The sequence below is a fragment of the Trichocoleus sp. DQ-A1 genome, assembly GCF_039961955.1.
In the GTDB taxonomy this organism is placed as follows: Bacteria; Cyanobacteriota; Cyanobacteriia; order Cyanobacteriales; family FACHB-T130; genus FACHB-T130.
The window spans coordinates 124,392-149,783 of sequence record NZ_JAMPKE010000002.1; the positions used below are offsets into that span (position 1 = coordinate 124,392).

The window sequence follows — 25,392 nt, forward strand, 5'->3', positions numbered from 1 at the left end:
GATTTCCCGATTCCCAAGGCTAAACTATCAGACAACTACACTGTACAAATGTCATGCTGGGAAAAACGCTCAGTGGTCGCTATTACATCGTCAAACACTTGGGAGGCGGGGGTTTTGGTCAAACTTACCTGGCTGAAGATCGGCAGCTACCCGGAAATCCACTGTGTGTTGTTAAGCAACTTAAACCCCAAGCTACCGACCCCTTAACTTTACAAGTATCACAGCGTTTATTCGATCGAGAAGCCCAAGTCCTCTACAAGCTGGGAAAACACGATCAAATTCCCCAACTTTTGGCTCATTTTGAACAAGAGCAAGAGTTCTATTTAGTACAAGAATTTATCGAAGGGCATGAACTCAAGCAAGAGTTACCTGTTGGTAAGCATCTGAGTGAAAATCAGGTAATGACCCTCTGTGGAGACATTTTAAAAATATTAGAATTTGTTCATCAGCAAGAGGTCATTCATCGCGATATCAAACCTTCAAATTTAATTAGGCGCAAACAAGATGGAAAGATCGTTTTAATTGACTTTGGGGCAGTTAAACAAGTTAGCGCTCAAAAAACTAACTCTGAAAGGAATACTACTTTAACGGTTGCGATTGGTTCGCCCGGTTACATGGCGAACGAACAACTCGGTGGCAAACCGCGATTTTGCAGCGATATCTATGCAGTGGGAATGATTGGTATCCAAGCAATTACAGGAATACCACCCAGCCAGTTACCAGAAGATCCGACAACCAGCGAGATGATTTGGCGGGATAAGGTACAAGTCAGCCAGCCGTTCGCCGATGTTTTAGACAAAATGGTGCGCTATGACCACCGTCAACGCTACCAAACAGCAACAGAAGCTTTGCAAGCACTTCAATGGGTTAATTCCCAAATGTCAACGGGGGCTTATCATGTGCCACCCACACAAACCCTAACGCCTCCACCAGCCACGACTCAACCAATTGTCACTTCTACACTATTACCTCAAACCGACCCATCTCAGCCACAAACAATCCAGGATGCTGTTGCTGAGTTATCAACATCCTCGGTCGATACACCCATGAGCAATGCTGGTGTTGCGACTCCTCAAAATAAACCTCATTGGCTGATCGGAATTGGAGTCGGTCTTGCCACTACTTTCGCGCTAACAGCGGGGATTTACTACTTTCCGAAACAAAATAATTCATCACCCTTATTACAAATTTCAAATAGTCCATCACAGTCGTTGCAAAAACTCAATAATTCTTGGGATCGGGTAGAAAATATTGCTTTAGCCAATACTTTTATTGGAAATTCAAAAAATGTTTATTCGGTTGCGATTAGCCCGGATGGTCAAACCCTCGCAAGCGGTGGTGATGACAACACTATCAAGCTGTGGAATTTAGGGACGAGACAACAACTGCAAACCCTCAAAGGTCATTCAGACTGGGTTTATTCCCTTGCCTTCAGCCCTGATGGGCAGAAGATAGCAAGTAGTAGTGGTGACGGAACCATTAAAGTGTGGAATTTGCACTCTGGACAACTACTGCAAACCCTCACATCAGGGCCTGAAGACCGGGTTTTTTCGATTGCGATTAGCCCAGATGGACAAACTCTCGCCAGTGGGAGTAAGGACAAGACAATCAAGCTGTGGAATCTGGGCACGGGGCAACTGAAAAATACTCTCAAGGGGCATTCAGGCTTTATTTTATCGGTTGCGATCGCTCAAAATGGACAAACCCTTGTCAGTGGCAGCGATGACAAAACAATCAAAGTGTGGAATCTGTCCACAGGTACCCTGATTAGCACCGTCTCCGAGCCTTCAGACAATGGTGTTCCTGCTGTCGCCATTAGCCCAGATGGTCGAATTCTCGCCACTAGCAACATTTCTGACAAAATTTATCTATGGAATCTGCAAGAGCTTTTGAAGGGTTGTAAAGGCGCACAGCCATGTAGCCCTACACGGACTATCTTTGCCCATAAAGACTATGTTAATTCGGTTGCTTTCAGTCCCGATGGGCAGACTCTCGCGAGTGGAAGTCGGGACAAGACAATCAAGCTGTGGAATCCACAAACAGGAGAGCTAAAAAGCCCGATTTCTAACCATTCAGGCGCTGTTAATTCTGTTACTTTTAGTCCTGATGGGAAAACCCTGGTCAGCAATGGTGAGGAGGGGAAAATCGAGGTTTGGCAATCGTCGCCCTAAAAGATTGAGGATCTTGAGATAACTTTTCTAGAAAGCCTAGAAAGCGATCGCCCTAAAACATTCATCGCTTTTCTTGCAGCTTTTCTAAATCCTGGATAGTCAGACTCATGGGAACCTCCTTCTGCACCGAGCTGAGGCTATAGCTATCGTATCCTCAATTGCTAAACCTACAATTTGCCAAAATGGGATTGTGAACCATTCAACGAAACAATTGACTCAGCGCCCTATTTATCTCGATTGCCATGCAACGACACCTCTTGATGAGCGGGTGTTAGCGGCAATGCTGCCTTACTTTACCGAGCATTTTGGCAACCCTGCCAGTATTACCCATGTCTATGGCTGGGAAGCGGAAGCTGCTGTCAAACAAGCGAGAGCAATTTTGGCAGACGCGATTAACGCCACACCGGAAGAAATTGTCTTTACCAGCGGTGCGACGGAGGCAAATAATTTAGCAATTAAGGGCGTCGCGGAAGCTTATTTTCAAAAAGGACGCCACATTATTACTGTAGAGACGGAACATAATGCGGTTCTCGATCCTTGTGATTATTTGCGATCGCTTGGTTTTGAGGTGACTTTCCTCCCCGTGCAAAGCGATGGACTTATTGATTTAACCCAGTTAGAGAAAGCGATTCGTCCGGACACGATTTTAGTTTCGGTGATGGCGGCGAATAACGAAATTGGAGTTATACAGCCGTTAGCAGAGATTGGGGCAATTTGTCGCCAGCATCAGGTTCTTTTCCATACTGATGCTGCCCAAGCAATTGCCAAAATTCCCCTAGATGTAGCGGCGATGAACATTGATTTGATGTCAATGACTGCCCATAAAGTCTATGGCCCTAAAGGAATCGGCGCTCTTTACGTCCGACGCCGCAACCCTAGAGTCCAAATGGCACCCCAAATGCATGGAGGCGGTCATGAGCGGGGGATGCGCTCTGGTACTCTTTATACACCGCAAATTGTTGGGTTTGCCAAGGCAGTAGAACTGGGACTCACGGAAATGGAATCGCAGACGCAACGCCTCGTCCAGTTGCGGGAACGCCTATGGCAGCAACTAAGCGGTTTGACAGGGATTCATTTAAATGGACATCCCACCCAGCGACTACCCGGAAACCTTAATATTAGTGTCGAGGGTGTAGATGGAGCAGCGCTATTACTGGGATTGCAACCAGTGGTGGCAGTGTCTTCTGGATCGGCTTGTACCTCTGTCAAAGTGTCTCCCTCTCACGTCCTGACGGCGCTAGGACGCTCGGAACTGTTGGCTTATGCGTCGGTACGGTTTGGGATTGGACGGCAGAATACTGCGGAGGAGATCGATCGAGTCGCACAGCACGCGATCGCTACGATTTCCAGTCTGCGTAGACAAGCTTCGATTGTCGGTTAAGCAACCAAATCTGCAAACTTAGGTTGAGAAAGTTCTGGCTAACGCCACTGCCAATCTAAGTTACGTCCGATCGGCGTAACAGCGCGATATAATACATCACAATAGAAGCAATTGCGGATCGAGGCTCCATCGGGTTGCCCCTCGTGTGAACCTGTCATGGTGGCGCTCGCGCAGCTAGCTTTTCTTTGAGACTTTCTGTTCATTCTTGGCAAAGTCCAGCGTTCAACCTTTTTGAAAAAGGATGGCACTGGCAACTTAAATTCATCGGGGAAGAGTTGACCCAGCTTGTCGGTTACTGATTCCAGTGACTATGGGCGATCGCACCTTTATTCTCTCTAGGTAGGGGCGGGTTTAGAATCTATCCCTGCTGTCATTGAACCAGAAGGTAAAACAAAACCGGCCCGTACAGAGTTGTTTCAGGCTGACACTGTTATTTTTTTTGAGCAAAAGTGAGAGTCACCTCGAAAGGATGAAGGATGTGGGGCGTAGACCGAAGGTCTTCTCGAAGAGCCGCTCTTCGTTGTACCTCGAAGGGTACGGAAGGATAAATGAATACATTCCATTCCGCCTTCTGCCAGTGAGCAACTTCCGCCTGTCTGTTGTGCTATCAGCTTGCTGCAAATTTTGAGGAAATTGAATGCCAAAGCAAATTATCATCGCAGAGCAGCATCGAATCGCTGCCGTATTTTGGGAAGATCAAATTCAAGAACTCGTCGTTGCGACTGGCAACCATCAAGTTGGAGACATTTATCTGGGCGTTGTTGAAAATGTCTTACCTGGGATAGATGCCGCCTTTGTAAACATTGGAGATACAGAGCGCAATGGCTTTATTCATGTTACTGACTTGGGGCCGTTGCGGCTAAAACGCTCTGCGGGTGCGATTACAGAACTGCTGACACCCCAGCAGAAAGTCTTGGTACAAGTGATGAAAGAGCCGACGGGCAACAAAGGCCCCCGGCTTACCGGAAACGTCAGCTTACCCGGACGCTATGTAGTGTTGATGCCCTTCGGACGGGGTGTAAGTCTGTCTCGGCAAATCAAGAGTGAGAGCGAACGCAACCGCCTAAGAGCGTTAGCGGTTCTGATTAAACCCGCAGGTATGGGGCTGATCGTGCGGACAGAAGCAGAAGGACGCTCGGAAGAAGCCATCATTGAAGATTTAGAGTCTCTGCAAAAACAGTGGGAGGCAATTCAGCAAGAGGTAAACTCCACCAGGGCACCAGCGCTGTTGAATCGGGACGATGATTTCATTCAGCGCGTCCTGCGAGATATGTACAGTGCGGAAGTCAATCGCATTGTGGTAGATTCCCACACGGGAGTCAAACGAGTCAAGCAATACTTACTTAGCTGGAGCGGAGGGCGATCGCCTGAAGGGGTTTTGATCGACCATCACCGCGAGCGTCTCCCGATTTTAGAATACTTCCGCGTCAATGCTGCCATTCGAGAAGCCCTCAAGCCTAGAGTTGATCTTCCTTCCGGTGGCTACATTATCATTCAGCCGACGGAAGCATTGACGGTCATAGATGTCAACTCCGGTTCCTTTACCCGCTCCGCAACAGCCCGCGAAACCGTCCTCTGGACTAACAGCGAGGCAGCAACGGAAATTGCCCGCCAACTGCGGCTTCGGAATATCGCCGGTGTGATTATTGTTGACTTTATTGACATGGATCAGCGGCGAGACCAGCTGCAAGTGCTGGAACATTTTAACAAAGCACTGAAAGTAGATAAAGCAAGACCGCAGATTGCTCAACTCTCAGAACTCGGCTTAGTAGAACTGACCCGGAAGCGTCAAGGTCAAAATATTTACGAATTGTTTAGTCAGGCGTGCCCGACCTGCGGCGGCTTGGGGCATCAAGTTCGCCTTCCGGGTGAGCCTGCCCGAAATGGCGGGGAAATTGCCGAGCATTCTATGCCAGTGCCTGTAAGGGAAGTCCGGACGGCACCTTATCGAAACGAACGAAACGAACGAAACGAACTTGGCGTCCGGGAAATGCCCCTCCCAGACATCCGTGAAAGTCGCAGCGAAGCCTTAGATTTAGCTGTTGATGATGATGATGATGATGACGCAATGGATTTGATGCATCATCCCAGTTATCAGGAACGGGGAGGAGTCAATAACAATAATCGCCGTCGTCGTCGCCGCCGTATTGGCGAACCTCCTGCAAGAGAGGAAATCACTAAAAATCCCGTTCGAGTCTCGACTTCTCCGCCACTGGTGAATCATTTCAGACAGAGTCCGGTGGCAGAACCAGAAGTATCCAGAGATACCGAGGTATTTACAGCAGCGCCATTGCCCGTTTTACCCGCTGTGGAAGAAGGTCGTCGGGCGTCAAGACCGGAGCGTCCTAAGCCTTCCAGGCAGGAAGTTGAACCGCCGGAGATTGTTTCGATTGAAATGACCCCAGAGCAACAAGATATCTATGCTTTAATGGGAATTTCTCCGTTGGTACTCCTGAATCGGCAGGTCAAAAATCCTAAATCAGCGATTGTTTCTGTCACCTTACCCGGAGAGTCTGCCCAAACTGCACCTGCACCGTCTGTAGAACCAAACAGAGAAGCTGTCAGCGTCATAGATAACATCATAGATAGGGATATTCCTGGCGTAGAGTCCGCGCTTGACGAGAAATTCTCTTATATATCCTCCGCCTACGAGGAAGATGAGATGAGAGATGGGGGAGATGAGACAACGGACGAGGAACCACCAACTCAGTTGGTGATGCCTGTGGTAATGCCCGAACCCGAAGCTCCTAGGGAAGAAGACACTGTGGAGAGTGCTTCTTCTGCATCCTCTAATGAAGCCGAAAGTAGCCCCGTGATAAACCGGCGGCGTCGTCGTCGGTCTTCTGCAACGGAGGCTTCTGAAGGCTGAAGGATGTTAGCGAAGCGGCGCTAACGCGCCGGATGAAGGATGAAACGAGAAAGACTGTAGGTATTTACCTAAAAATTCAGTCTTTCCATACTGTTATGATTCATCCTTCATTCGTCAGAAGCTAAATTCTCAAGGAGTCAACGATCGTGTCGCCGCAAGTGCAAAATGCCCCCGCCGTCGTAAAGCGAATCCGTAAACCAAATTTCAACCCAGCCGATCTGCCAGAGTTAGCTGGCGATTGGGAACTGGTTGCCGGAGTGGATGAAGTGGGGCGCGGGGCTTTATTTGGGCCAGTGGTGGCAGCGGCTGTAATTTTACCAAAGTCTGCTTTTGAGGAACTTGCAGCCGCTGGGGTTAGAGACAGCAAACAGCTGTCTAGCTATCGGCGCAGCAAACTGGCAGAACACATTCAAGCGATCGCGCTTGACTGGAAAATCGGCTATGCCAACAATCAGGAAATTGACCAGATCAACATCTTGCAGGCGTCGTTATTGGCAATGAAGCGGGCTGTCACTAAGCTAAAGGTACAGCCGCAGATGTGTCTGGTTGATGGGAAGTGGTCGCTGCCAGACTTGGTGGTACCGCAACAGAATCTTGTGAAGGGTGATGAGCGATCGCTGGTAATTGCTGCTGCTAGCATTGTTGCTAAAGTGTGGCGTGACGACCTAGTCATGCGTTTCGCCACCAAGTATCCTGCTTATCATTTAGCAGCGAATAAAGGTTACGGTACTGCTCAGCATCTACTGGCGCTACAACAATACGGCCCTTCCCGCTTGCATCGAATGTCTTTTAGTCCCTGTCGGATGGGTAATCAATAAAAACAATTTACTGATGCCCTACTCATTGCCAATTTAGTACAAGCGGGTTTATCAAACCTATTGCTGAGAAAACAGATAAGACGAGCAAACCCGCTCTGAAAATTCAAAACTCAAAACTTTCGGAAGCCTGATTGTTAATTGCAGAGGGCTGATGATTAGTAGCGCTTGCCCACCGACGATAGTCTAAAAGCAGCTGATGCATCAATCGTTGTTTGATAGTGAGCAGCACACTTTTGAGCAGAGCATTTCCAGTCGCTTCTAAAAACGGTTTAGGCGTAAACAAAAAAGGCGGTGGTAACTCAACTTTGACCTCTAAATCTGCTTTTCCTTTGAGATGAGTTGTTCCATTAAACTGGCACGGAGAAAGCTTACCAATTAAATTGAGCGCAAAGCGTTGATTAATATATTCAACACCGCGAAGTTCGCACTTGGTAGATGTTAAATGAACCGTTCCATCCGACTCTGCCCATACTCTTAAATCTACAATCGGTTGAATGCTCAGTGTCATAAAACTTAAGGGGCGCATTTTCAAGCGAAAAAGCTCTTCACTGAGTTGTTCAATCCGTGTCGGATCGACTAGAGCCTGTACAAGACGTTGGGGCTGGCGCAAATAATGCTGAATGGGAACTGGTTGTTCCGGAACAGCAATTTGAACGGATTGGGAGGCAACAAATTGAGTTTGCATGAGAGGATGGTAACAGAATGTAATTCTGTACGCTTGATTAAATTAATTTTACTTTACAGTTCTTAAAAAAGCAGGCGGAATTTGTTTCTGGAGCTAAAACCCGTCCTAGTAAACAATGCATCGACTAAAGGATTCTGTAATTATAAAAATTCATTAAGTAGGTCTCCTCTTTCGGAGGCATTAAGAAATAGAGACTGGGGTTGGACAGAAAGTAGCTCTACAAGCCTATCCCTTGCGAGGGAGAGAACAGTTGACACTAGCTTTCTGAGAAAGGTTAAAAAGGTGTCAGAATGACTATCACGGAAAAATAAAGGGCTAGCTTTAATGGTCGTATCCGTTGCACACTTAGGGCCTCCTGGTACTTACGCAGAAGCCGCTGCTTTGGCTTATGTTAGCTGGCTAACCCAAATGGGAAAGGAAGCCTTGTTATGTCCTTATCCCAGCATTACTCAAACACTCCGAGCAGCCGCACAGGGACAAGCGGATCTGGCAGTCGTGCCGGTAGAAAATTCGGTTGAGGGTAGTGTTACGACAACCTTGGATACCCTATGGCAGCTGGATACCCTGCAAATTCAACAAGCTTTGGTACTGCCAATTTCTCATGCTCTGATGTCACGAGCTGCGAATTTAGAGGCAATTCAGACGGTTTATTCTCACCCACAGGCTTTGGCTCAGTGCCAGGGGTGGCTGGAGCGGTTTCTGCCGCAGGTGCAGCTGGTGCCAACAAATGCGACGACAGAGGCGCTACAGTATCTGGATGAGGACAAAACAGCGGGAGCGATCGCTTCCTCTAGAGCCGCTCAACTCTACAATCTACCGATTCTGGTTTGCCCGATTAATGATTATGTTGACAACTACACGCGGTTCTGGGTGCTGAGTTTACAACCCGCTACCGGAGGCAATTGTACTTCTCTGGCGTTCAGCGTTCCTGCCAATGTACCTGGGGCACTCGCCAAACTGCTTCAAGTGTTTGCCAGTCGTGACATTAACTTGAGTCGAATTGAATCTCGTCCGACGAAGCGGAGTCTTGGCGACTATCTGTTCTTTATTGACTTGGAAGCGAACACTACAGAGGCATCAGTTCAATCTGCCTTAGAAGAATTATCCACTTATACCGAAACGCTCAAAATCTTTGGTAGCTATTCAATTCTGCCGGTAGGGAAACTCTAGCCTTGGGACTGTAGTCTCTAAAACTCAAACCAGACGCTATATCGAGCGTCTCTACAAAATCCCAAACTTTTATGTTTCAATCTGCTCAAGGCATTCCCGGATTGCCCGATTTAACGCATCCGGCTGAGCTAATGAAATTTGGGGGACAGGTACTGAGTACCTTCCTCATCATTGTGTTTCTAGTTGGTGCGTTGGGAATTGCGATCGCGCTGCTAAATTTCTCTCTCCGTCGAGATCAACCAGAACAAGCGCTTTTCATGGGTGAATGGGTGGTTCGCTACTCTCGATTATTGCGAAGTTTACCCCACGCTGCCTTGGTTTTAATTCTAATGGTGGGAGGATTTTTTCTTAGCTCAACTTTAGGCAATCGCTACCACCACTGGGAACAAGCACGGGTCGCTCAGATAGCTGCCAGTGTTGCCGGTGACAGGCTAGAGCAACCTGCACCCCAAGTGCGCTATGTCCTCAAAGAGCCTTACACTTATACCACTCAAGTTGAGGGTAAAATCGTCAAAGTCAACGATACGCGAGAAGTTAGCCGTTTGCTAACTCTGAGCGAATCGCAAGTTCAGGTAAAAATTGACCAAAGCACAGATGCCCAAGATCGTCGCGCAATTTATCGCGTTGACTACAGTGCCGATTATAAAGTTACCAACCCGCTGACCGATGTTAGCAATTTTTTCTTTGAAGTCCCGCCGCCTGCCGGTTACTCACTGCTGCAAAGCTATAAGGTAGAGCGGGACGGGACTCGGCTTCAGCAAGCGAATCCCGGTGACTATGGTTTTCCATTCCGTCTCGAACCCGGACAAACAGCTAGTTTTAAAGTCACCTATAAAGCTCAAGGAGGGCCGCGCTGGGTTTATAGTGCCACCGGGCAATTACTCTCCAATTTCCGCCTCACCGCGCTGGCTAACTTCCCTGGAGCGGATTTTGCTAGTGGGATTATCCCCACAGAAAGTAAGGTTGAGGGACAAGGCACCCGATTTACTTGGGTATTTGACGACAACGTTTCCGTCCAAAATCCATTTGGTGTCTTTACTTCGACTGGCCCAATTCGCAACACTGGCATCCTTCCCCGGTTGCTGTTACTCGCACCAGCCGTATTCTTGTGGTGGATATTATTGCTTTATATGTCGCTACCCATGAGCCTCAGAAATGTAGCGATCGCTGGCGGTATTTTCTTCGCTTGTCTGCTAACTTTGACTTATCTTAGCCGCCTGATTGATGTCAAGCTGGCTTGGACTCTCATCTCTATCGTCTTGCTAGCCTTAGCGTGGGGATTGGGGTCAAACCGCCGTGCGTCTCTTGCCGCCGTCATTTGCACGATTGCTGGTGCGGTTGTGCCAGTCTTAGGACTAGTCGTTCCTTACACGGGACTCACTCTCAGCGTAGCCGCTCTCTTGGGCGCTGTATGGCTTGCAGTTCGTCACTGGTATGGCTGGTATGACTTGCGAGCAGATGCTCGTGTTTAGTCCTTAGTCATTAGTTCTGAATCAGTGATTAGTTAAGGTTTTTGCACTGAACTAATCATTGAAGACTAATGACTAACAACTAATGAAACTTACTGGAGCGCATCTTTGAGGACGGTACGAGCCGCGAGATGATTGCGAGTAGAAGTGAGAATTTCGGCTTCTCGCTCTAGGCGGGTTGTCGTATCTTGCATTTCCAGAAGGGCTTGCTGTTCAGATGCCACCCCGTAAAGATTGCTGGCAACCCAGTAGGATAATTCTCTGGGGAGGGTGGGCAAGTCTTCTGGTAGCTCCATGTCTTGGTCGGTCAACTTGGATGAGAGACGTACCACATCTCTGAGCAGTTGTTCAACCTCAGAGGCTAAGGTTCTGAGGTCTTTTTCTGGTGGATGGTCTTCAATCCATTCCACCAAACCGACGCGATAAGGCTTTTCGCGGACGTACTCTAAGACCCTAAACCGCTGCTGTCCCAAGGTCAAGATTTTCATTCGGTCATCGGGAAGACGCTGGAAGTGGATAATTTCAGCGCAGCATCCCACGGCAGCTGGTTTACTTTGAACTGGGTCCCACATCAAAACCCCAAAACGGCGATCGCTCTCCAGAATCGTGTTCATCATGATTCGGTAGCGAAATTCAAAAATATGTAGCGGTAAAGGTCTCCCTGGAAATAGCACCACTTCGGGCAGTGGAAACAGGGGGAGTTCTCGAACTGCGATTGAGGAAGAGGATGCCATTGTCCCTATACTTGCTGTACGTGCGATTCTTTACTTACTTTAACCGATCTCTTTCCTAGAATCCCAACGACGAAGCCCTTTAGAGGTATCTCTAAAGGGCTTCGTCGAATGCAGACTCACAAGAGCGTGTATTTAAAGTTTGACTTCAATATCAACGCCTGCTGGCAAATCCAGTTTCATCAAAGCGTCAATTGTCTTGGAGGTGGGCTGATAAATGTCAATGATGCGGCGGTGAGTCCGAGTTTCAAAGTGTTCCCGCGAATCCTTATCAACGTGAGGAGAGCGCAAAAGACAGTAAATTTTCTTCCGGGTTGGTAAGGGAATGGGGCCAATAGCTGTTGCCTGTGTCCGGTTTGCCGTATCGACAATCTTTTCGCAAGAGGTGTCAAGCAAACGCCGGTCAAAAGCCTTCAAGCGAATGCGAATTTTTTGCTGCTGGATAGTTGCCATTTTCAGTTGTCCAGGTTCTAATTAGTGGTTATTTGTTAGGTTTTAGTTGTTACTAGAACGGCGGTTTTTTGCCGTACACGTACAGCTCTTGGAGTTTAGCATCTGATTTCAAGGACATAGATAAGGAGCAGAAAAGCATATGCTTTTCTGCTCCTTATTTGTTGGTCAAAATCCTACTTTAGGATCTTGGAGACGACGCCAGCACCAATGGTGCGACCGCCTTCACGAATCGCGAAGCGCATCCCTTGCTCAATTGCGATCGCGTTGATCAACTCAACGGTCATTTTGATCCGGTCTCCTGGCATCACCATCTCGGCGTTAGAGCCATCATCCGAGGTGAAAGCTTTGATGGTTCCAGTTACGTCGGTTGTCCGCACGTAGAACTGAGGACGATAGCCAGCAAAAAACGGTGTTTTCCGACCGCCTTCTTTTTCCTGAAGGATGTACACTTCAGACTCAAACTGAGTGTGAGGAGTAATTGTACCAGGCTTGGCTAGCACCATACCCCGCTCAATATCTTCCTTCTTCAAACCCCGAAGTAGAACGCCGACGTTATCGCCAGCCATCCCTTCATCCAAGGTCTTCTGGAACATTTCCACGCCAGTTACTGTTGTGCTGCGAGTGTCTCGAATTCCCACCAGCTCAACAGTTTCCCCAACTTTGACTTTGCCCCGCTCAATCCGGCCAGTCGCAACGGTACCACGCCCTGAGATGGAGAATACGTCTTCCACAGCCATCAGGAAGGGCTTATCAATATCCCGCTCTGGAGTAGGAATGTAAGCATCGACCTCATCCATCAACTTGTAGATTTTATCTACCCACTCATTCTCACCCCGTGGGGTCTTGGGATTGGCAGCCATCGCTTCCAACGCTTGTAGCGCCGAGCCGGCGACGATGGGAATATTGTCACCGTCGAATTCATAAGAACTTAGCAGTTCCCGGACTTCCAGTTCTACCAGTTCCAACAATTCTTCATCGTCCACCATGTCTTGCTTGTTCAAAAAGACAACTAGCCGGGGAACGCCAACTTGCTTAGCCAGGAGGATGTGTTCCCGCGTCTGAGGCATGGGGCCATCTGCCGCCGACACCACCAGAATGGCACCATCCATTTGAGCTGCACCCGTGATCATGTTCTTCACATAGTCCGCGTGACCTGGGCAGTCCACGTGGGCATAGTGGCGAGATTCGGTTTCATACTCAACGTGGGCGGTATTGATGGTAATACCGCGAGCCTTTTCCTCCGGCGCTGCATCAATGTCGGCATAACCCTTTGCTTTCGCCCGACCCATTGCTGCCAGAGTCATCGTAATGGCAGCGGTTAAGGTCGTTTTACCGTGGTCAACGTGACCAATCGTGCCGATATTGACGTGGGGTTTAGTGCGTTCAAACTTTGCGCGTGCCATTATTACCTGTTCCTTTTTCCTTTTTCCTTTGCCAGTTGTCCGTTGTCAGTTGTCAGTTGGCTTTTCTACTGACAACTGACCAAAGACTACAGACCGATTTATGTGTTCCCTTTGCTCTTGGCGATGATGGTTTCAGCCACGTTGCGAGGAACTTCTTCGTAATGGCTAAACTCCATTGAGAAGATACCCCGCCCTTGAGTCATCGACCGGATATCCGTCGCATAGCCAAACATCTCTGCAAGCGGAACTTTGGCTGTTACTCTTGTAATGCCTTGTTCCGAGTTCATGCCTTCAATCTGACCGCGACGGGAGTTGAGGTTTCCCATCACATCCCCAAGGAAGTTTTCTGGAGCTTCCACCTCAACTTTCATCATAGGCTCCAATAGCACTGGTGAAGCCTTCATTACAGCTTCTTTAATCGCCATTGAGCCTGCGATTTTGAAAGCCATTTCTGAGGAATCTACCTCGTGGTAAGAGCCATCCACCATCGTCGCCTTGAGGTCAATCACCGGATATCCAGCTACAATACCCGATTCGCAGGCTTCTTTCATCCCTTGCTCTGCTGGGTTTATGTACTCTTTAGGTACTATACCCCCAACAATTTTGGAGACAAACTCGAAACCAGTCCCCGGCTCTCCTGGCTCGACTTGAATCACAACGTGACCGTACTGACCTTTACCACCGCTCTGACGGATAAATTTCCCTTCAGCTTTGACAGCTTTGCGAATGGTTTCGCGGTAGGCAACTTGCGGCGCACCAACGTTGGCTTCTACTTTGAATTCTCGCATCATCCGATCTACGAGAATCTCTAGGTGCAGTTCGCCCATCCCCGCAATTACTGTCTGGTTAGTTTCTGGGTCAATGTGAACTCGGAACGTCGGGTCTTCTTCTGAGAGCGATTGCAGAGCCTTGGAGAGCTTCTCCATATCCTGCTTAGTTTTGGGTTCCACTGCTACGGAGATTACAGGTTCTGGTATAAACAGAGACTCCAGAATCACTGGTGAGTTTTCGTCACAGATGGTATCGCCCGTATAGGTTTCTTTCAGACCTAAAGCTGCACCTAAGTCACCAGCCCGCATTTCATCTACTTCGATTCGTTCGTCAGCTTTGAGAACGATCAAGCGGGAGATACGTTCCTTTTTATCTTTGGTTGAGTTGAGGATGTAACTGCCCTTTTTGATTACGCCAGAATATACCCGAATGAATGTCAAGCGTCCATAGGGGTCTGCCATAATCTTGAAAGCTAAAGCAGCCGCTGGTTCGTCATCGCTAGCGTGCCTTACTACCTCAGTGCCATCTGGCAATAGTCCTTGAATTGGGGGAACGTCAATGGGAGCGGGTAGATAATCTACCACTGCATCCAATAGCAGCTGGACACCCTTATTTTTAAAGGCAGAACCACACAACAGCGGGACGATTGTTCCAGCAATCGTGCCTTTACGCAACGCCTTTTGAATCTCTAGTTCGGTTAGTTCTTCGCCTTCCAAATATTTTTCCGTCAGGGCATCATCGGTTTCTGCTACAGATTCGATGAGCTTAGTGCGGTACTCTTGGGCTACCTCTTGAAGGTTTGCAGGAATGTCTATTTCCTCAATTTCTTTGCCCTGATCGTCTTTGTAGAGGTAGGCTTGCATCCGAACTAGGTCTACAATTCCCTCAAAGTTGCTTTCAGCACCAATAGGAATTTGAATGGGGACAGCATTTGCCCGCATACGATCGCGTATCTGGTTATAAACTTTGTAAAAGTTCGCTCCAGTCCGATCCATTTTGTTGATAAAAGCGATCCGAGGCACCTTATACCGATCTGCCTGTCGCCATACAGTCTCAGATTGAGGCTGCACGCCTCCCACCGAGCAGAACACAGCAATCACGCCATCCAACACCCGCATTGAACGTTCTACTTCAATCGTGAAGTCTACGTGACCAGGGGTATCAATGATGTTGATTTGGTGATTCCGCCAGCTCGTGCTAATCGCAGCGGCGGTAATGGTAATACCTCTTTCCCGCTCTTGCTCCATCCAGTCAGTCGTTGCTGTGCCTTCGTGGACTTCGCCAATTTTATGAACGATACCGGAATAGAACAGAATCCTTTCTGTTGTTGTTGTCTTGCCCGCATCAATATGGGCAGCAATTCCGATGTTGCGTGTTCTCTCTAGCGGGACGGTACGTGCCACAGCTACCTCCTTCCTCTGTGCCGCATAGCTAGTAATGTGCTATGCGTTCTATCTCGTTTAAAATTGTATACTTTATTTAAGATTTTCAGCTCGTACAGACGCGAGCAAAACAGTCGCAATAACCGATCTCGCGTCTGTAGTAGTGCTTAGTATCGATAGTGGGCGAACGCCTTATTCGCTTCAGCCATTCGGTGAGTTTCTTCGCGTTTGCGAATCGCATTCCCTGTCTCATTAGCGGCATCAAGCAGCTCATTTGCGAGCTTCCCAGCCATTGTGCGGCCTGGGCGAGAACGAGCAAACTGAATTAGCCAACGCAGCGCTAGCGCAGTTCCACGGTCAGGGCGGACTTCCATTGGCACCTGGTAGGTGGCACCACCCACTCGACGAGCCTTGACTTCCACCAAAGGGGTCGCATTCCGAACTGCTTTCTCAAAAGTCTCTAGGGGATCTGCTCCAATCCGTTCTTCGATGGTTTTTAGCGCATCATAGATAATCCCAGTCGCAATAGATTTCTTGCCACTATGCATAATCCGCCGCACCATCATACTGACAAGACGGCTGTTATACATCGAATCAGGGGGAACAGGACGCTTTTTAACAACGGTACGACGAGACATACTAAGCCTTCAATGAATAAAATACAGAATTTTTACGATCCCTCCCAATGTTCGTGCCTGAGATGGGATTTTTTTCAACAAGTCTTTGCGGGTTCTTGAGAGCCGCCTTCTACTAAGGTAGAGATTTCGCCCGAGTGTGAAACTCTTCCCTACCTACATTGAGGACATTGAGGTTTTCCCTAAATGCCAGCAACGGTTGTCTCCCTGGCGCATTAATTTCCCAATTTTTTGGTTTGAGGAACTGAAGCAACCTTCTACGGATTTAGATACATCCTACTGGATTCGCATACACTCGCTTTAACGGGTGCTTATCTACGTGTTTACAACATCTCTGATGCGTCTTCCCGCACGGAATCCAGTAAAAACATCCTCAATCCAACTCTACCACCTATACCGGGGCTTCATCGGCATCCGCTCGGAAGCGGATATTTTCACACATTTTTTGTGCAATTGGCACGAGATTCGGGAGCTTTCGAGCCGTATGAGCGTTTTGTCTTTTCTGCAAAACGGAAGCCATCAATTGTGACTGTACCAATGCAGATAGACACTCCGCTTACTTTGCCTTGGGACGTTTCGTACCGTACTTAGAACGACCCTGACGGCGATCCTTAACCCCAGCGGTATCTAAGGTTCCGCGAATAATATGGTAACGGACTCCGGGCAAGTCCTTAACCCGTCCCCCCCGAATCATCACAACCGAGTGTTCTTGCAAATTGTGACCGATACCAGGAATATATGCCGTTACTTCAAAACCTGAAGTCAAACGGACTCTTGCCACTTTCCGCAGGGCTGAGTTTGGCTTTTTAGGCGTCGTTGTATATACTCTGGTGCAGACACCACGACGTTGCGGGCAGCTTTTTAGGGCTGGTGACTTAGTTTTCTTCTGTGTACTTAGGCGCTCGTTACGAATGAGCTGCTGGATTGTGGGCATGAGTTACTGGGGTTACTGAATCCTTGCTAGTTCCAAATGCAGACAAATTCTGAGTTTATCATCTGTCAGGGGTTCTGTCAATTTAAAGGAGCTGGAAATTAAGCTTCTGGGGTGGCAGAGTCGGCAAGCGGCTCATTAATAGAGAAAGAATTACCGCAACCACAACTTTCTTTAGCGTTTGGGTTGTGGAAGCGAAACCCGCCACCCATGAGATCCTCTGAGTAATCTAAGGTGAGGCCATTGAGGTAGGCTAGGCTTTGAGCATCAACCAATACTCTAATGCCATTGCATTCATACAGTCTATCGTCCGGCTTCACAGCTTCATCAAAGCTGAAAGTATAGGAAATGCCAGAACAACCACCTGATTGAACTGCTAGACGAAATAATAGAGCGTTGGCGTTTTGACGCTTGGATTGCAAACGCTTTATTTCACTAGCTGCTGCTTGAGTGAGATCGATAGTGGACTGAGTGAGTTTCACAGAGCTTTCTATAAAGTGCTGAACCAATGCTACAGCCGGTTGCGGGAAAGCTTGTCAATTTTTAAAGGAGAAAATCGAGCGTTCGGTGTTCCAGCTTGGTAGTTTTGCTACTTGTACCTCAGGATGCTTGATTTTTATCACCCCAATAGATAATAACTTGGTAGCAGAGTCTGTTCTTCACTTTTTGATTAGAAAAAGCAGAACTAGAAGAAACACTCCCATAACCAACCAAGACATCAAGTTGTTGTCATTCCCAAAAATTGATATGAATCCTGAAACTCCCTCTTCTGAAAGTAGGCTTGAATCTGAAAATCCTTCAGTAGAAGTCAATGTACAAAACGTAGAAGGAACACCTTCGGAGTTACAAGTGTCGTCTACTCAAGCCTATACTGGGCAAGTACAGCAGGTGTGGGCACAAATCGCTAGGTTTTTAGAAAAGATGCCAAGTTATGCGGGCAACTTTTTTTCCTCCTACCAGCGATCGCTCATTACCCTTGGACTACTCTTAGCAGTGTTAGTCACATTAAGGATAACAGTGGCTTTGCTAACAGCGATTCATAGCTTGCCGTTGATAGCGCCAACCCTACAGCTGATTGGCATCGGATATACGGCTTGGTTCGTTTATCGTTACTTACTTACTGCTGAAAGCCGCAAAGAACTATCTCAAGACTTCCAGACCTTAAAACAGCAAGTTTTGGGCAGAGGAGCTTCAAACACCTAAGCGTCCTAATCTTCGATTCGACTGAATTTGTTTAGCCTGTGTAGGCAGGCTAAGTTTCTTTATAGCCGCACCTGAAGGGGTCAGGCTGGAATCATGACATACGCAAAAACTGCGTTAGCAAAGGGTGGGCGAAGCGCAGTTGCTCTTGGTAGCAACCTCGGCGACTCCCGCGCCACTCTAGAGGCTGCTCTAGAAACGCTGAACCGAACTCCTGGAATTACTCTGCAAGCCCAGTCTAGTTGGTATCAAACGAAGGCTGTAGGGCCACCTCAACCAGATTATTTGAATGGTTGTGCCCTGCTGCACGTTCAGATGAAGCCTCAGCAATTGTTAGAGACGCTGTTGGCAATTGAAGATCGCTTTGGTCGCGTCCGTCAAGGGCGCTGGGGGGCGAGAACACTTGACCTTGATTTATTGCTCTTTGATGATGTGATTTTGGACACTCAGGGTGGGGAGATTCCGCCTCTCCAGTTGCCTCACCCTCGGATGAGAGAAAGAGCGTTCGTGCTGGTGCCTTTAGCGGAAATTGCGCCAGATTGGATCGATCCAGTTTCCGGATGTGCGATCGCGCAACTCGTTCAGGCTGTAGACTGTTCAGAAGTCCGTCGTTTGTAGTTTCCTATGGCACTGGGTCAAGAACCCCCTGAAGTCCTCAAACAACGCTTGTTCTACCAGGGGCGTAAATTTAATTTTGAAGTCAGCCGTCTGCGCCTCCCGAACCAAGTAGAGGGAGACTGGGAATGCATTCGGCATCCTGGTGGTGCGCTTGCTGTTCCTGTAACCTCAGAAGGGAAGTTAATCCTATTGAGGCAGTATCGTTTTGCTGTACAGGGGCGTCTTTTGGAGTTCCCGGCTGGAACGATAGAACCGAATGAAGCTCCAGAGGAGACTATTAAGCGCGAAATTGAAGAAGAAACCGGATATCGCGCTCACAAATGGCAAAATTTAGGTAAGTTTTCCCTTGCTCCCGGTTATTCAGATGAATTTATCTACGCTTTTTTAGCGCAAGATTTAGAACGTTTGGAGATACCTCCCAGTCAAGATGTTGACGAAGATATTGAAACGATTTTGATGACTCCCCAGGAATTAGAGCAAGTAATTCTGGCGGGTGAACCAGTAGATGCTAAATCGATTTCTAGTTTTTTCTTAGCTCGTCCTTTTTTACAATAGTTCGTTAGGTTAAAGTCTGCGACTACACAAAATTAGCCAGTTTAAGCTGGCTAATTTTTTATATTTTAATAGCCAGATATAAGATTATTTCAATTCTCAATTAGGTGCGATACATCAGTAGGGACATGGCATTGCTATGTCTCTATTGAGCATTAGAACTGCAATATATTCCACCCACCTGAGAAACGCTATATAGGAATCTTGTTTGATTTGTAAGATACCAGCGGTTCAGATCCGCGACTTTAAAGAAGTCGCGGATCTTGCCTTCACGAATCATTGAGGATTGCTATAGCCGTTTAGTTTGCAGTCACTCGCAGGAGTGATACACACGGTGTTGTCACCTTTTAAACTGTCAAACATAAGCGAGTTATTTGAAAAGCAAGGATTGAATGTCTGACCTGATTTTGTTTTGGCACCGCCGCGATTTACGCATTTCGGACAATCTAGGATTGGCTGCTGCACGGCAGCAAAGCCCAAAGGTAGTAGGGGTTTTCTGCTTAGATCCGAATATTTTGAACAGGGATGATGTGGCACCGGCAAGAGTGACTTATATGATTGGCAGTTTGCAGTCACTGCAAGAACGCTACGCAAAGGCTGGTAGTCAATTGTTGATCCTTCATGACAATCCGACTCAAGCAATCCCAGCTTTGGCGGCGGCGCTGAATGCGAAGGCTGTATTCTGGAATTGGGATGTCGAGCCTTATTCAAAAGAACGCGATCGCACTATTAGCGAAGTCCTGAAAGAAAAGGGTATTTTTGTCCAAAATCACTGGGATCAGCTATTACACGCACCAGAGGAGATTCGCTCAGGTTCTAATCAGCCGTACACGGTTTATACTCCGTTCTGGAGAAATTGGAGTAGTAAACCCAAGGCTAAACCCGCACCAGAACTCCAAAATGCCGAGGGACTTACCCCAGAAGAACAGCAGAAAGCACAACAAGCGGGTGCGGGTGAACTGCCTACAGCTCAGGATTTAGGATTTTTTTGGGAAAACGAACTGGTGAGTGCGCCAGGGGAAAAGGCGGCGCAAGAAAAGCTGGCAGCCTTTTGCGATCAAGCGATCGCAGAATATAAAGAACAACGGAATTTTCCAGCAGTTAGCGGCACCTCTCAACTCAGCGCCGCTTTGAAATTTGGCGTAATCGGCATTCGCACCGTTTGGGATGCCACGCTAAAGGTGTTAGAACACAGCCGCAGCGATGAAGAAGACACCCATATCCGCACATGGCAACAAGAACTAGCATGGCGAGAATTCTATCAACACGCGATGTATTGGTTCCCAGAATTAGCCGAGGGTGCCTTCCGGGAAACGCTCAAAAATTTCCCTTATGACAACCATCCAGAACATTTCCAAGCTTGGTGCGAGGGGAGAACCGGCTACCCGATTGTCGATGCAGCAATGCGCCAGATGAATCAAACAGCCTGGATGCACAACCGCTGTCGGATGATTGTTGCCAGTTTTCTCACTAAAGACTTGCTGATCGATCCGCGCTTGGGGGAAAAATACTTCATGCAAAAGCTTTATGACTGGGATCTTTCTGCGAACAATGGCGGCTGGCAGTGGAGTGCTTCTAGCGGGATGGACCCCAAGCCAGTCCGAATTTTTAACCCAGCTTCTCAATCGCAGAAATTCGATCCAGACGGGGAATATATCCGGAAATGGGTGCCAGAACTCAGGTCTGTAAATACAGAATATCTCGTCAGTGGGAAGATACCGGCGAATGAACGCGATCGCTGTAATTATCCCGCCCCGATTGTGGAACACCAGCTACAGCAGCGTCTGTTTAAACAGCGCTATCAGCAGCAAAAAGAAGCACTAGGGGATAAAGATAAAGAGTAAGCGTCTGGTGGACAGTGCCCGCCGGACAAGCGTGCTTTCAATACCCTAAAGTGTCACAATAACCACAGCCAATCCTTCAATCAAGAAGATGATTTGAGTATTCATCTTTAGGGTGGCTGCTGATGTCATCTTCACATGACCGCTCCATCAACATTAAAGTAACGATTAGCAATTCGCAGCCTCAGTTATTGGAAGGACTGGATGTTTGGCTGCGCTTGGGTTTGATTTCTGAGGCTCAGGTTAACGATTTAAGTCAAAAATACTTGGTTTGTGCGTTGCCACCCGCTGCGGTAACGCCCAAACCAACGCCTGAAGTAACGCCTCAAATTACGATATCTTCTGATTCGCAGTTACTACCAGCTGCTGCTGGTAGGAATGCTTCTCGCCAACATCCCAAAGCGATCCCAGGGGTATGGCAGTCGCTGATGGCAGAACTCAGCGTCCGGTGGCTGCTGTTTTTGGGAGTGTTCATGGTGGTGGTGTCCTCCGGGGTGCTAGCCGCCACTCAATGGGAAAGATTTCCTGCTGCTGGGCAGTATGGGGTTTTATTCGCGTATACCTTGATTTTTTGGCGGGTAAGCGCTTGGGCGAATCGCCAACCCAGTTTGCAATTGACGGCGCAGACGTTGCAAATTGTCACCCTACTGTTAATGCCCGTGAATTTTTGGGCAATGGATAGCTTTGGGTTGTGGCAGAATCCCGTCAATCTGATAGTAGTTGCGATCGCATCCATTCTTCTGACAGCGATTACTTTCCAATTATTGAAAAATTGGCGATTGGCGGCTTCTAGACGGCTGAAGCTCCTGGAAGCGTTGCCAGCATTAAATATTTTGGGACTCAGTTACCTGCATTGGGGCTGGAATTTGTCAGGCTTTCCCGTCATCGCCATTTATCTGGGAATGGTGGGAACGTCCCTACTCACGTTCTATCAAGTTCGTCACCGACAGCCTGCGGGGACTATCGAAAAAAAGGGAATCGGGATCGAGTTGCCAGCCGGGGTAGTGATTTATGCCTTGGTGGTGCTGCTGGTACGAGCAATTTTTATTGTCCAAGTACCTGTAACGCAGTTGGGGTTAGCCCTTGGTATCTGCGGCTGGCTGGTGGTGTGGTTATCGCAACAGCAACCCGAAACATCCACCGAATCACTCCCATTGCCGTGGGAGAAAGTTGGCGGTAGTTTGTTGTGCCTCGGTTGGCTGGTTTCGGTAGGAACAACGGTTCCCTGGCAAGCAACAGCAGTTAGCGGATTGGGTTTGTGGTTTTTTTTCAGCCGATTGCAGCGTTTTTGGCTACAGGTTGATCTGGCAGCCTTTTTAGGGATTGCCTTACAGACGATTTGGCTGGTTTGGCGGTTAGTTCCAGGTTCCGTGCAAGAATGGGCGATCTCAAATGGCACTCAACTGACGGGTTCGCAAACGGTTCCTTTGGCGTTGCTGAGCCTGGTTTTATTTCCCTACGTTGTTTTTATCGTCGGAGCAAGCGATTGGCTGCATCGAGCTGCTAAGACCGATTTAGCCACTTTTGGCGAACAACTGGCTCTCACTTGTGGGGCGGTGCTGAGTCTAATTAGTTTACTAAATCCCACATTGCGATCGCTCAATCTGTTGTTTTCGACTGTGACACTGGCAATTGTGACACAGCGCCGACTTCCGACCAGGGTCAGTCTGGTGTATTCCACTCACTTGGTGGGGTTGCTGACGCTGTTCTCTACTATTGACCGCTTTTTTCCCAATCTGCACCCAGAAGTTTGGGCAAGCATTTTGTTGGCGGTGATGGTTGCCGAATGGACGCTTCACGTCCTATTACCCTCCTCCGCACTTCTGTGGAAGCAAAGTGCTTGGCACATCGGTTTAGGACTGGCGGGACTCAGTTATCAATTATTGTTAGCAAATGTTTCCTTATTCGGGAACGATGCCTTTAGCCGTCAGCAGTGGGGCATTTTCTGGCTGATTACACCTTTGGCTTTGACGGGAGTTGCCAGCCAAACTGTTAGAAAGCAACGCACATTGGCGAGTTGGTTGAGTGTCGTCAGTTTGGGAATGGCACAAATTCTCACATTCGTGCTACCTGGAGGCAGATTCATTAGCTTAGGAATGGCAACTGGGCTGATGTTGGTGAATACGCGCTATTTACGGCATCTGGCGGCAGCCGTCATTACCGTCGGGTTTAGCCTGAGTTTTCTCGGTGTGCTGCTGGGGGATGGTGTGCCTGGAGTGCCGCCCCTTTCGGTACCGGGTTGGTTTTTAGCGGGAGCGATCGCGGTGGTGGGTTTATGGCTTGCCAGAACCTGGCTGATGCGTGGTCATGGGACGTTAGCAGCACTTTATGCACAAGCGGTTGAGGGTTGGGCGATCGCGTTGTGTAGTTTTGAGCTGTTGATGCTAACGCTGCATTCACTTTTTGTCTACCAAGGGGTTGCTTCTCCCGGTGGGGAATATTTAATGGCGGTTACGTTGACAATTGGGGCGATCGCTTATCGGAGTTGGCAACAGCCGAATCATTGGGCATTTTATGGACTGGGTTGGGGTTTAGAACTGTTGACAGCCGAGACGCTGGGCTTCTTTGAACACTCGGTGATGAATTTAGCGATCGCAAATATCGTCTTAGGTTTAAGCACGCAGCTTTTGGGAGAAGCATGGCGGCGGCGATCGCAAATCGAAAGTGTTCCGAACAGGTGGCATATCCTGCCGCTACTATACGGCGTGTTGGGGGCACTTCTGCGGTGGGATACTTTTACCAGTTGGACGGGATTGTGTACGCTTGCGATCGCGTTCATTGCGATTGGAGTTGGCAGACGACGGCAGGAACTTAAACCGATTCTCTATTTGGGACTTCTGGGAGTATCCATTTCTGCCTACGAACTTTTGTTCTATCAACTTTTACAAGCATCAGGTGGAGCTTTGGGCGATGGATTCATTGTCATGTCCGCCCTCGGCACCAGCATCATGTATGCCTATCGCCTGCTATTCCCCTGGCTTCTAAATTACTTACACCTTACTGCTGAAGAACTGAAAGTAATTGTCCATCTTCATTGGGCTTGGAGCAGTTGCTTACTCATCGCGGCGATTGGTAATCCCATTGCAGCTAGCCGAGTTCTCGGATTAGGAACTGGCTTGTTTTTAATCCGATACGCGATTTTTCAAGGTCGCAGATTTCCCCTTTCTTCCCTCCCAAAAAACAGGGAAAGTTCCCAAGTCCCTTTAAAGACAGAGGAAAATTCAGCATCTTCCTTCTTCAGTGAAAACTGGAGGATTACCATTGCAGAAGTCTGGGTTTACCTAGGTTTATTAGAAGTAGGTGTCATCAGAATATTTTGGCTTTATACAGCCATTGGGCTGTTCTGGGCTGGCCCGTTAGTTCCTTGGAAAGCCCCCATTTCTTGTGTTTGGGCTTATTTTCTGTATATTTTGCCTTGGGAAAAGTGGAGATGGCCTAAAAGACCTTGGCAGCACGCGGCATATATTCTGCCACTGGTGATGATTTGGGAAACCAGAGTAGAAATTCACCCGATTAGCTTGCTGATAACAGCGGCATTTTATATTTTTATTGCCAAATTATCCAATCAAATTCGCTTTACTTATATCAGCCTAGCACTGATTAATTGGGCACTTTTTCGGTGGTTTTTGGAATTACAATTTTTCGATTACTTGTGGTACGTTATGCCGATTGGCTTATCCTGGCTGTATATTGCCCAAGTCGATTCTGGGCTGACGCTACCAAATCGCAAACAGACTCGCCACCTATTTCGTTGCGTAGGCGCTGGGGTAATTTGTGGAGCGGCATTTTTGCTACACCAAGAAACTGGATTGATACCGGGAATTTTGAGTATTTTATTCATTTTTGCTGGATTGGCTTTCCGAGTCCGGGCATTTCTCTACGTTGGTACCGCCACTTTTTTACTGACTGCTTTTTATCAGTTGGTGATTTTTGTTTTCCGTTACTCCTTTTTCAAGTGGGTGATCGGGTTGATAGTGGGTATCAGTTTTATCTCGATTGCCGCTAATTTTGAAACTCGGCGCGATCGCTTTATCGCTTTGGTTCGGCACTGGTTGTCGGAATTGGAACAATGGCAATAATTTCCACTGGTTCAATCCCAAAATGATTAAATTTAGCCCTGCTTTGCTTCCATCCATCAGGTATCTCTTGGCTAACTTAGACATTTGGTAATTGCGTGGCATAATGAAGTATTTGCTTGCCTTATACGATTTGCCCTGTAAATTTACTTGGTTTCAGATGTGAAATCGTCCCTGAGGATAAGCTGCTGGATTGAGGCGCTGCCCTTAGTCAGGGTGGGCGTAAAGCCTGCAAT

The 25,392-nt window shown here is 48.0% G+C and carries 19 protein-coding genes; 11 read left to right on the forward strand and 8 right to left on the reverse strand.

Translation table 11 applies throughout. The annotated features are described in order from the left end of the window. Positions 1-53 precede the first annotated feature (53 nt). From NDI33_RS03115 to NDI33_RS03130, 4 genes are all read left to right on the forward strand, one after another. The gene (locus tag NDI33_RS03115; protein ID WP_190674178.1) at positions 54-2,171 is read left to right on the forward strand and encodes a serine/threonine-protein kinase; all 2,118 of its coding nucleotides are present in this window, start codon (positions 54-56) and stop codon (positions 2,169-2,171) included. A gap of 211 nt (positions 2,172-2,382) precedes the next feature. Then, entirely contained in the window at positions 2,383-3,552 is a 1,170-nt protein-coding gene (locus NDI33_RS03120; protein ID WP_190674181.1) for an IscS subfamily cysteine desulfurase, read from the forward strand. Positions 3,553-4,189: 637 nt separating this feature from the next. Then, positions 4,190-6,421 carry an Rne/Rng family ribonuclease gene (locus NDI33_RS03125; RefSeq protein WP_190674184.1) on the forward strand — a complete coding sequence of 744 codons (2,232 nt, stop codon included), beginning with the start codon at positions 4,190-4,192 and terminating at the stop codon, positions 6,419-6,421. A 188-nt stretch (positions 6,422-6,609) separates the two neighbouring features. Then, positions 6,610-7,239, forward strand: coding sequence for a ribonuclease HII (locus NDI33_RS03130; RefSeq protein WP_347275870.1), 630 nt, complete (start codon positions 6,610-6,612; stop codon positions 7,237-7,239). A 103-nt stretch (positions 7,240-7,342) separates the two neighbouring features. Here NDI33_RS03130 and NDI33_RS03135 read toward each other — a convergent pair whose 3' ends face one another. After that, positions 7,343-7,924 (reverse strand): DUF1997 domain-containing protein, encoded by a 582-nt coding sequence (locus tag NDI33_RS03135; protein ID WP_190674187.1) that lies wholly within the window; start codon positions 7,922-7,924, stop codon positions 7,343-7,345. A 324-nt stretch (positions 7,925-8,248) separates the two neighbouring features. Between NDI33_RS03135 and pheA the strand changes: the two genes are divergently transcribed. Beyond that, positions 8,249-9,094, forward strand: coding sequence for a prephenate dehydratase (gene pheA / locus NDI33_RS03140; protein ID WP_190674190.1), 846 nt, complete (start codon positions 8,249-8,251; stop codon positions 9,092-9,094). Positions 9,095-9,165: 71 nt separating this feature from the next. Next, positions 9,166-10,566, forward strand: a complete 1,401-nt coding sequence (locus NDI33_RS03145; protein WP_190674193.1) for a hypothetical protein — start codon at positions 9,166-9,168, stop codon at positions 10,564-10,566. 89 nt (positions 10,567-10,655) lie between these two features. Here NDI33_RS03145 and NDI33_RS03150 read toward each other — a convergent pair whose 3' ends face one another. From NDI33_RS03150 to NDI33_RS03180, 7 genes are all read right to left on the reverse strand, one after another. Beyond that, the gene (locus NDI33_RS03150) at positions 10,656-11,297 is read right to left on the reverse strand and encodes an LON peptidase substrate-binding domain-containing protein (protein WP_190415401.1); all 642 of its coding nucleotides are present in this window, start codon (positions 11,295-11,297) and stop codon (positions 10,656-10,658) included. A gap of 132 nt (positions 11,298-11,429) precedes the next feature. Continuing rightward, complete coding sequence (rpsJ, locus tag NDI33_RS03155) at positions 11,430-11,747, reverse strand: 30S ribosomal protein S10 (protein WP_190415403.1); 318 nt, start codon at positions 11,745-11,747, stop codon at positions 11,430-11,432. Between the two features lie 173 nt (positions 11,748-11,920). After that, a complete protein-coding gene (gene tuf / locus NDI33_RS03160; RefSeq protein WP_190415405.1) occupies positions 11,921-13,150 on the reverse strand; it encodes an elongation factor Tu in 1,230 nt (409 codons plus the stop codon). 98 nt (positions 13,151-13,248) lie between these two features. After that, complete coding sequence (fusA, locus tag NDI33_RS03165; protein ID WP_190674196.1) at positions 13,249-15,324, reverse strand: elongation factor G; 2,076 nt, start codon at positions 15,322-15,324, stop codon at positions 13,249-13,251. Positions 15,325-15,470: 146 nt separating this feature from the next. Beyond that, positions 15,471-15,941, reverse strand: coding sequence for a 30S ribosomal protein S7 (gene rpsG / locus NDI33_RS03170; RefSeq protein WP_190415409.1), 471 nt, complete (start codon positions 15,939-15,941; stop codon positions 15,471-15,473). Positions 15,942-16,494: 553 nt separating this feature from the next. Continuing rightward, on the reverse strand, positions 16,495-16,872 hold the full coding sequence (gene rpsL, locus NDI33_RS03175; RefSeq protein WP_190415413.1) for a 30S ribosomal protein S12: 378 nt from the start codon (positions 16,870-16,872) through the stop codon (positions 16,495-16,497). A gap of 98 nt (positions 16,873-16,970) precedes the next feature. Further along, complete coding sequence (locus NDI33_RS03180) at positions 16,971-17,351, reverse strand: iron-sulfur cluster assembly accessory protein (RefSeq protein ID WP_347275865.1); 381 nt, start codon at positions 17,349-17,351, stop codon at positions 16,971-16,973. Positions 17,352-17,616: 265 nt separating this feature from the next. On the opposite strand from NDI33_RS03180, the gene NDI33_RS03185 reads away from it, so the two are divergent. From NDI33_RS03185 to NDI33_RS03205, 5 genes are all read left to right on the forward strand, one after another. Continuing rightward, the gene (locus tag NDI33_RS03185) at positions 17,617-18,072 is read left to right on the forward strand and encodes a CAAD domain-containing protein (protein WP_190536987.1); all 456 of its coding nucleotides are present in this window, start codon (positions 17,617-17,619) and stop codon (positions 18,070-18,072) included. A gap of 93 nt (positions 18,073-18,165) precedes the next feature. Beyond that, on the forward strand, positions 18,166-18,687 hold the full coding sequence (folK, locus tag NDI33_RS03190; protein ID WP_190536986.1) for a 2-amino-4-hydroxy-6-hydroxymethyldihydropteridine diphosphokinase: 522 nt from the start codon (positions 18,166-18,168) through the stop codon (positions 18,685-18,687). 6 nt (positions 18,688-18,693) lie between these two features. Further along, positions 18,694-19,242, forward strand: coding sequence for an NUDIX hydrolase (locus NDI33_RS03195; RefSeq protein WP_190429492.1), 549 nt, complete (start codon positions 18,694-18,696; stop codon positions 19,240-19,242). A gap of 389 nt (positions 19,243-19,631) precedes the next feature. Next, complete coding sequence (locus NDI33_RS03200; protein ID WP_190429493.1) at positions 19,632-21,083, forward strand: deoxyribodipyrimidine photo-lyase; 1,452 nt, start codon at positions 19,632-19,634, stop codon at positions 21,081-21,083. Between the two features lie 122 nt (positions 21,084-21,205). Beyond that, a complete protein-coding gene (locus NDI33_RS03205; protein WP_190674197.1) occupies positions 21,206-25,159 on the forward strand; it encodes a DUF2157 domain-containing protein in 3,954 nt (1,317 codons plus the stop codon). Positions 25,160-25,392: the final 233 nt, after the last annotated feature.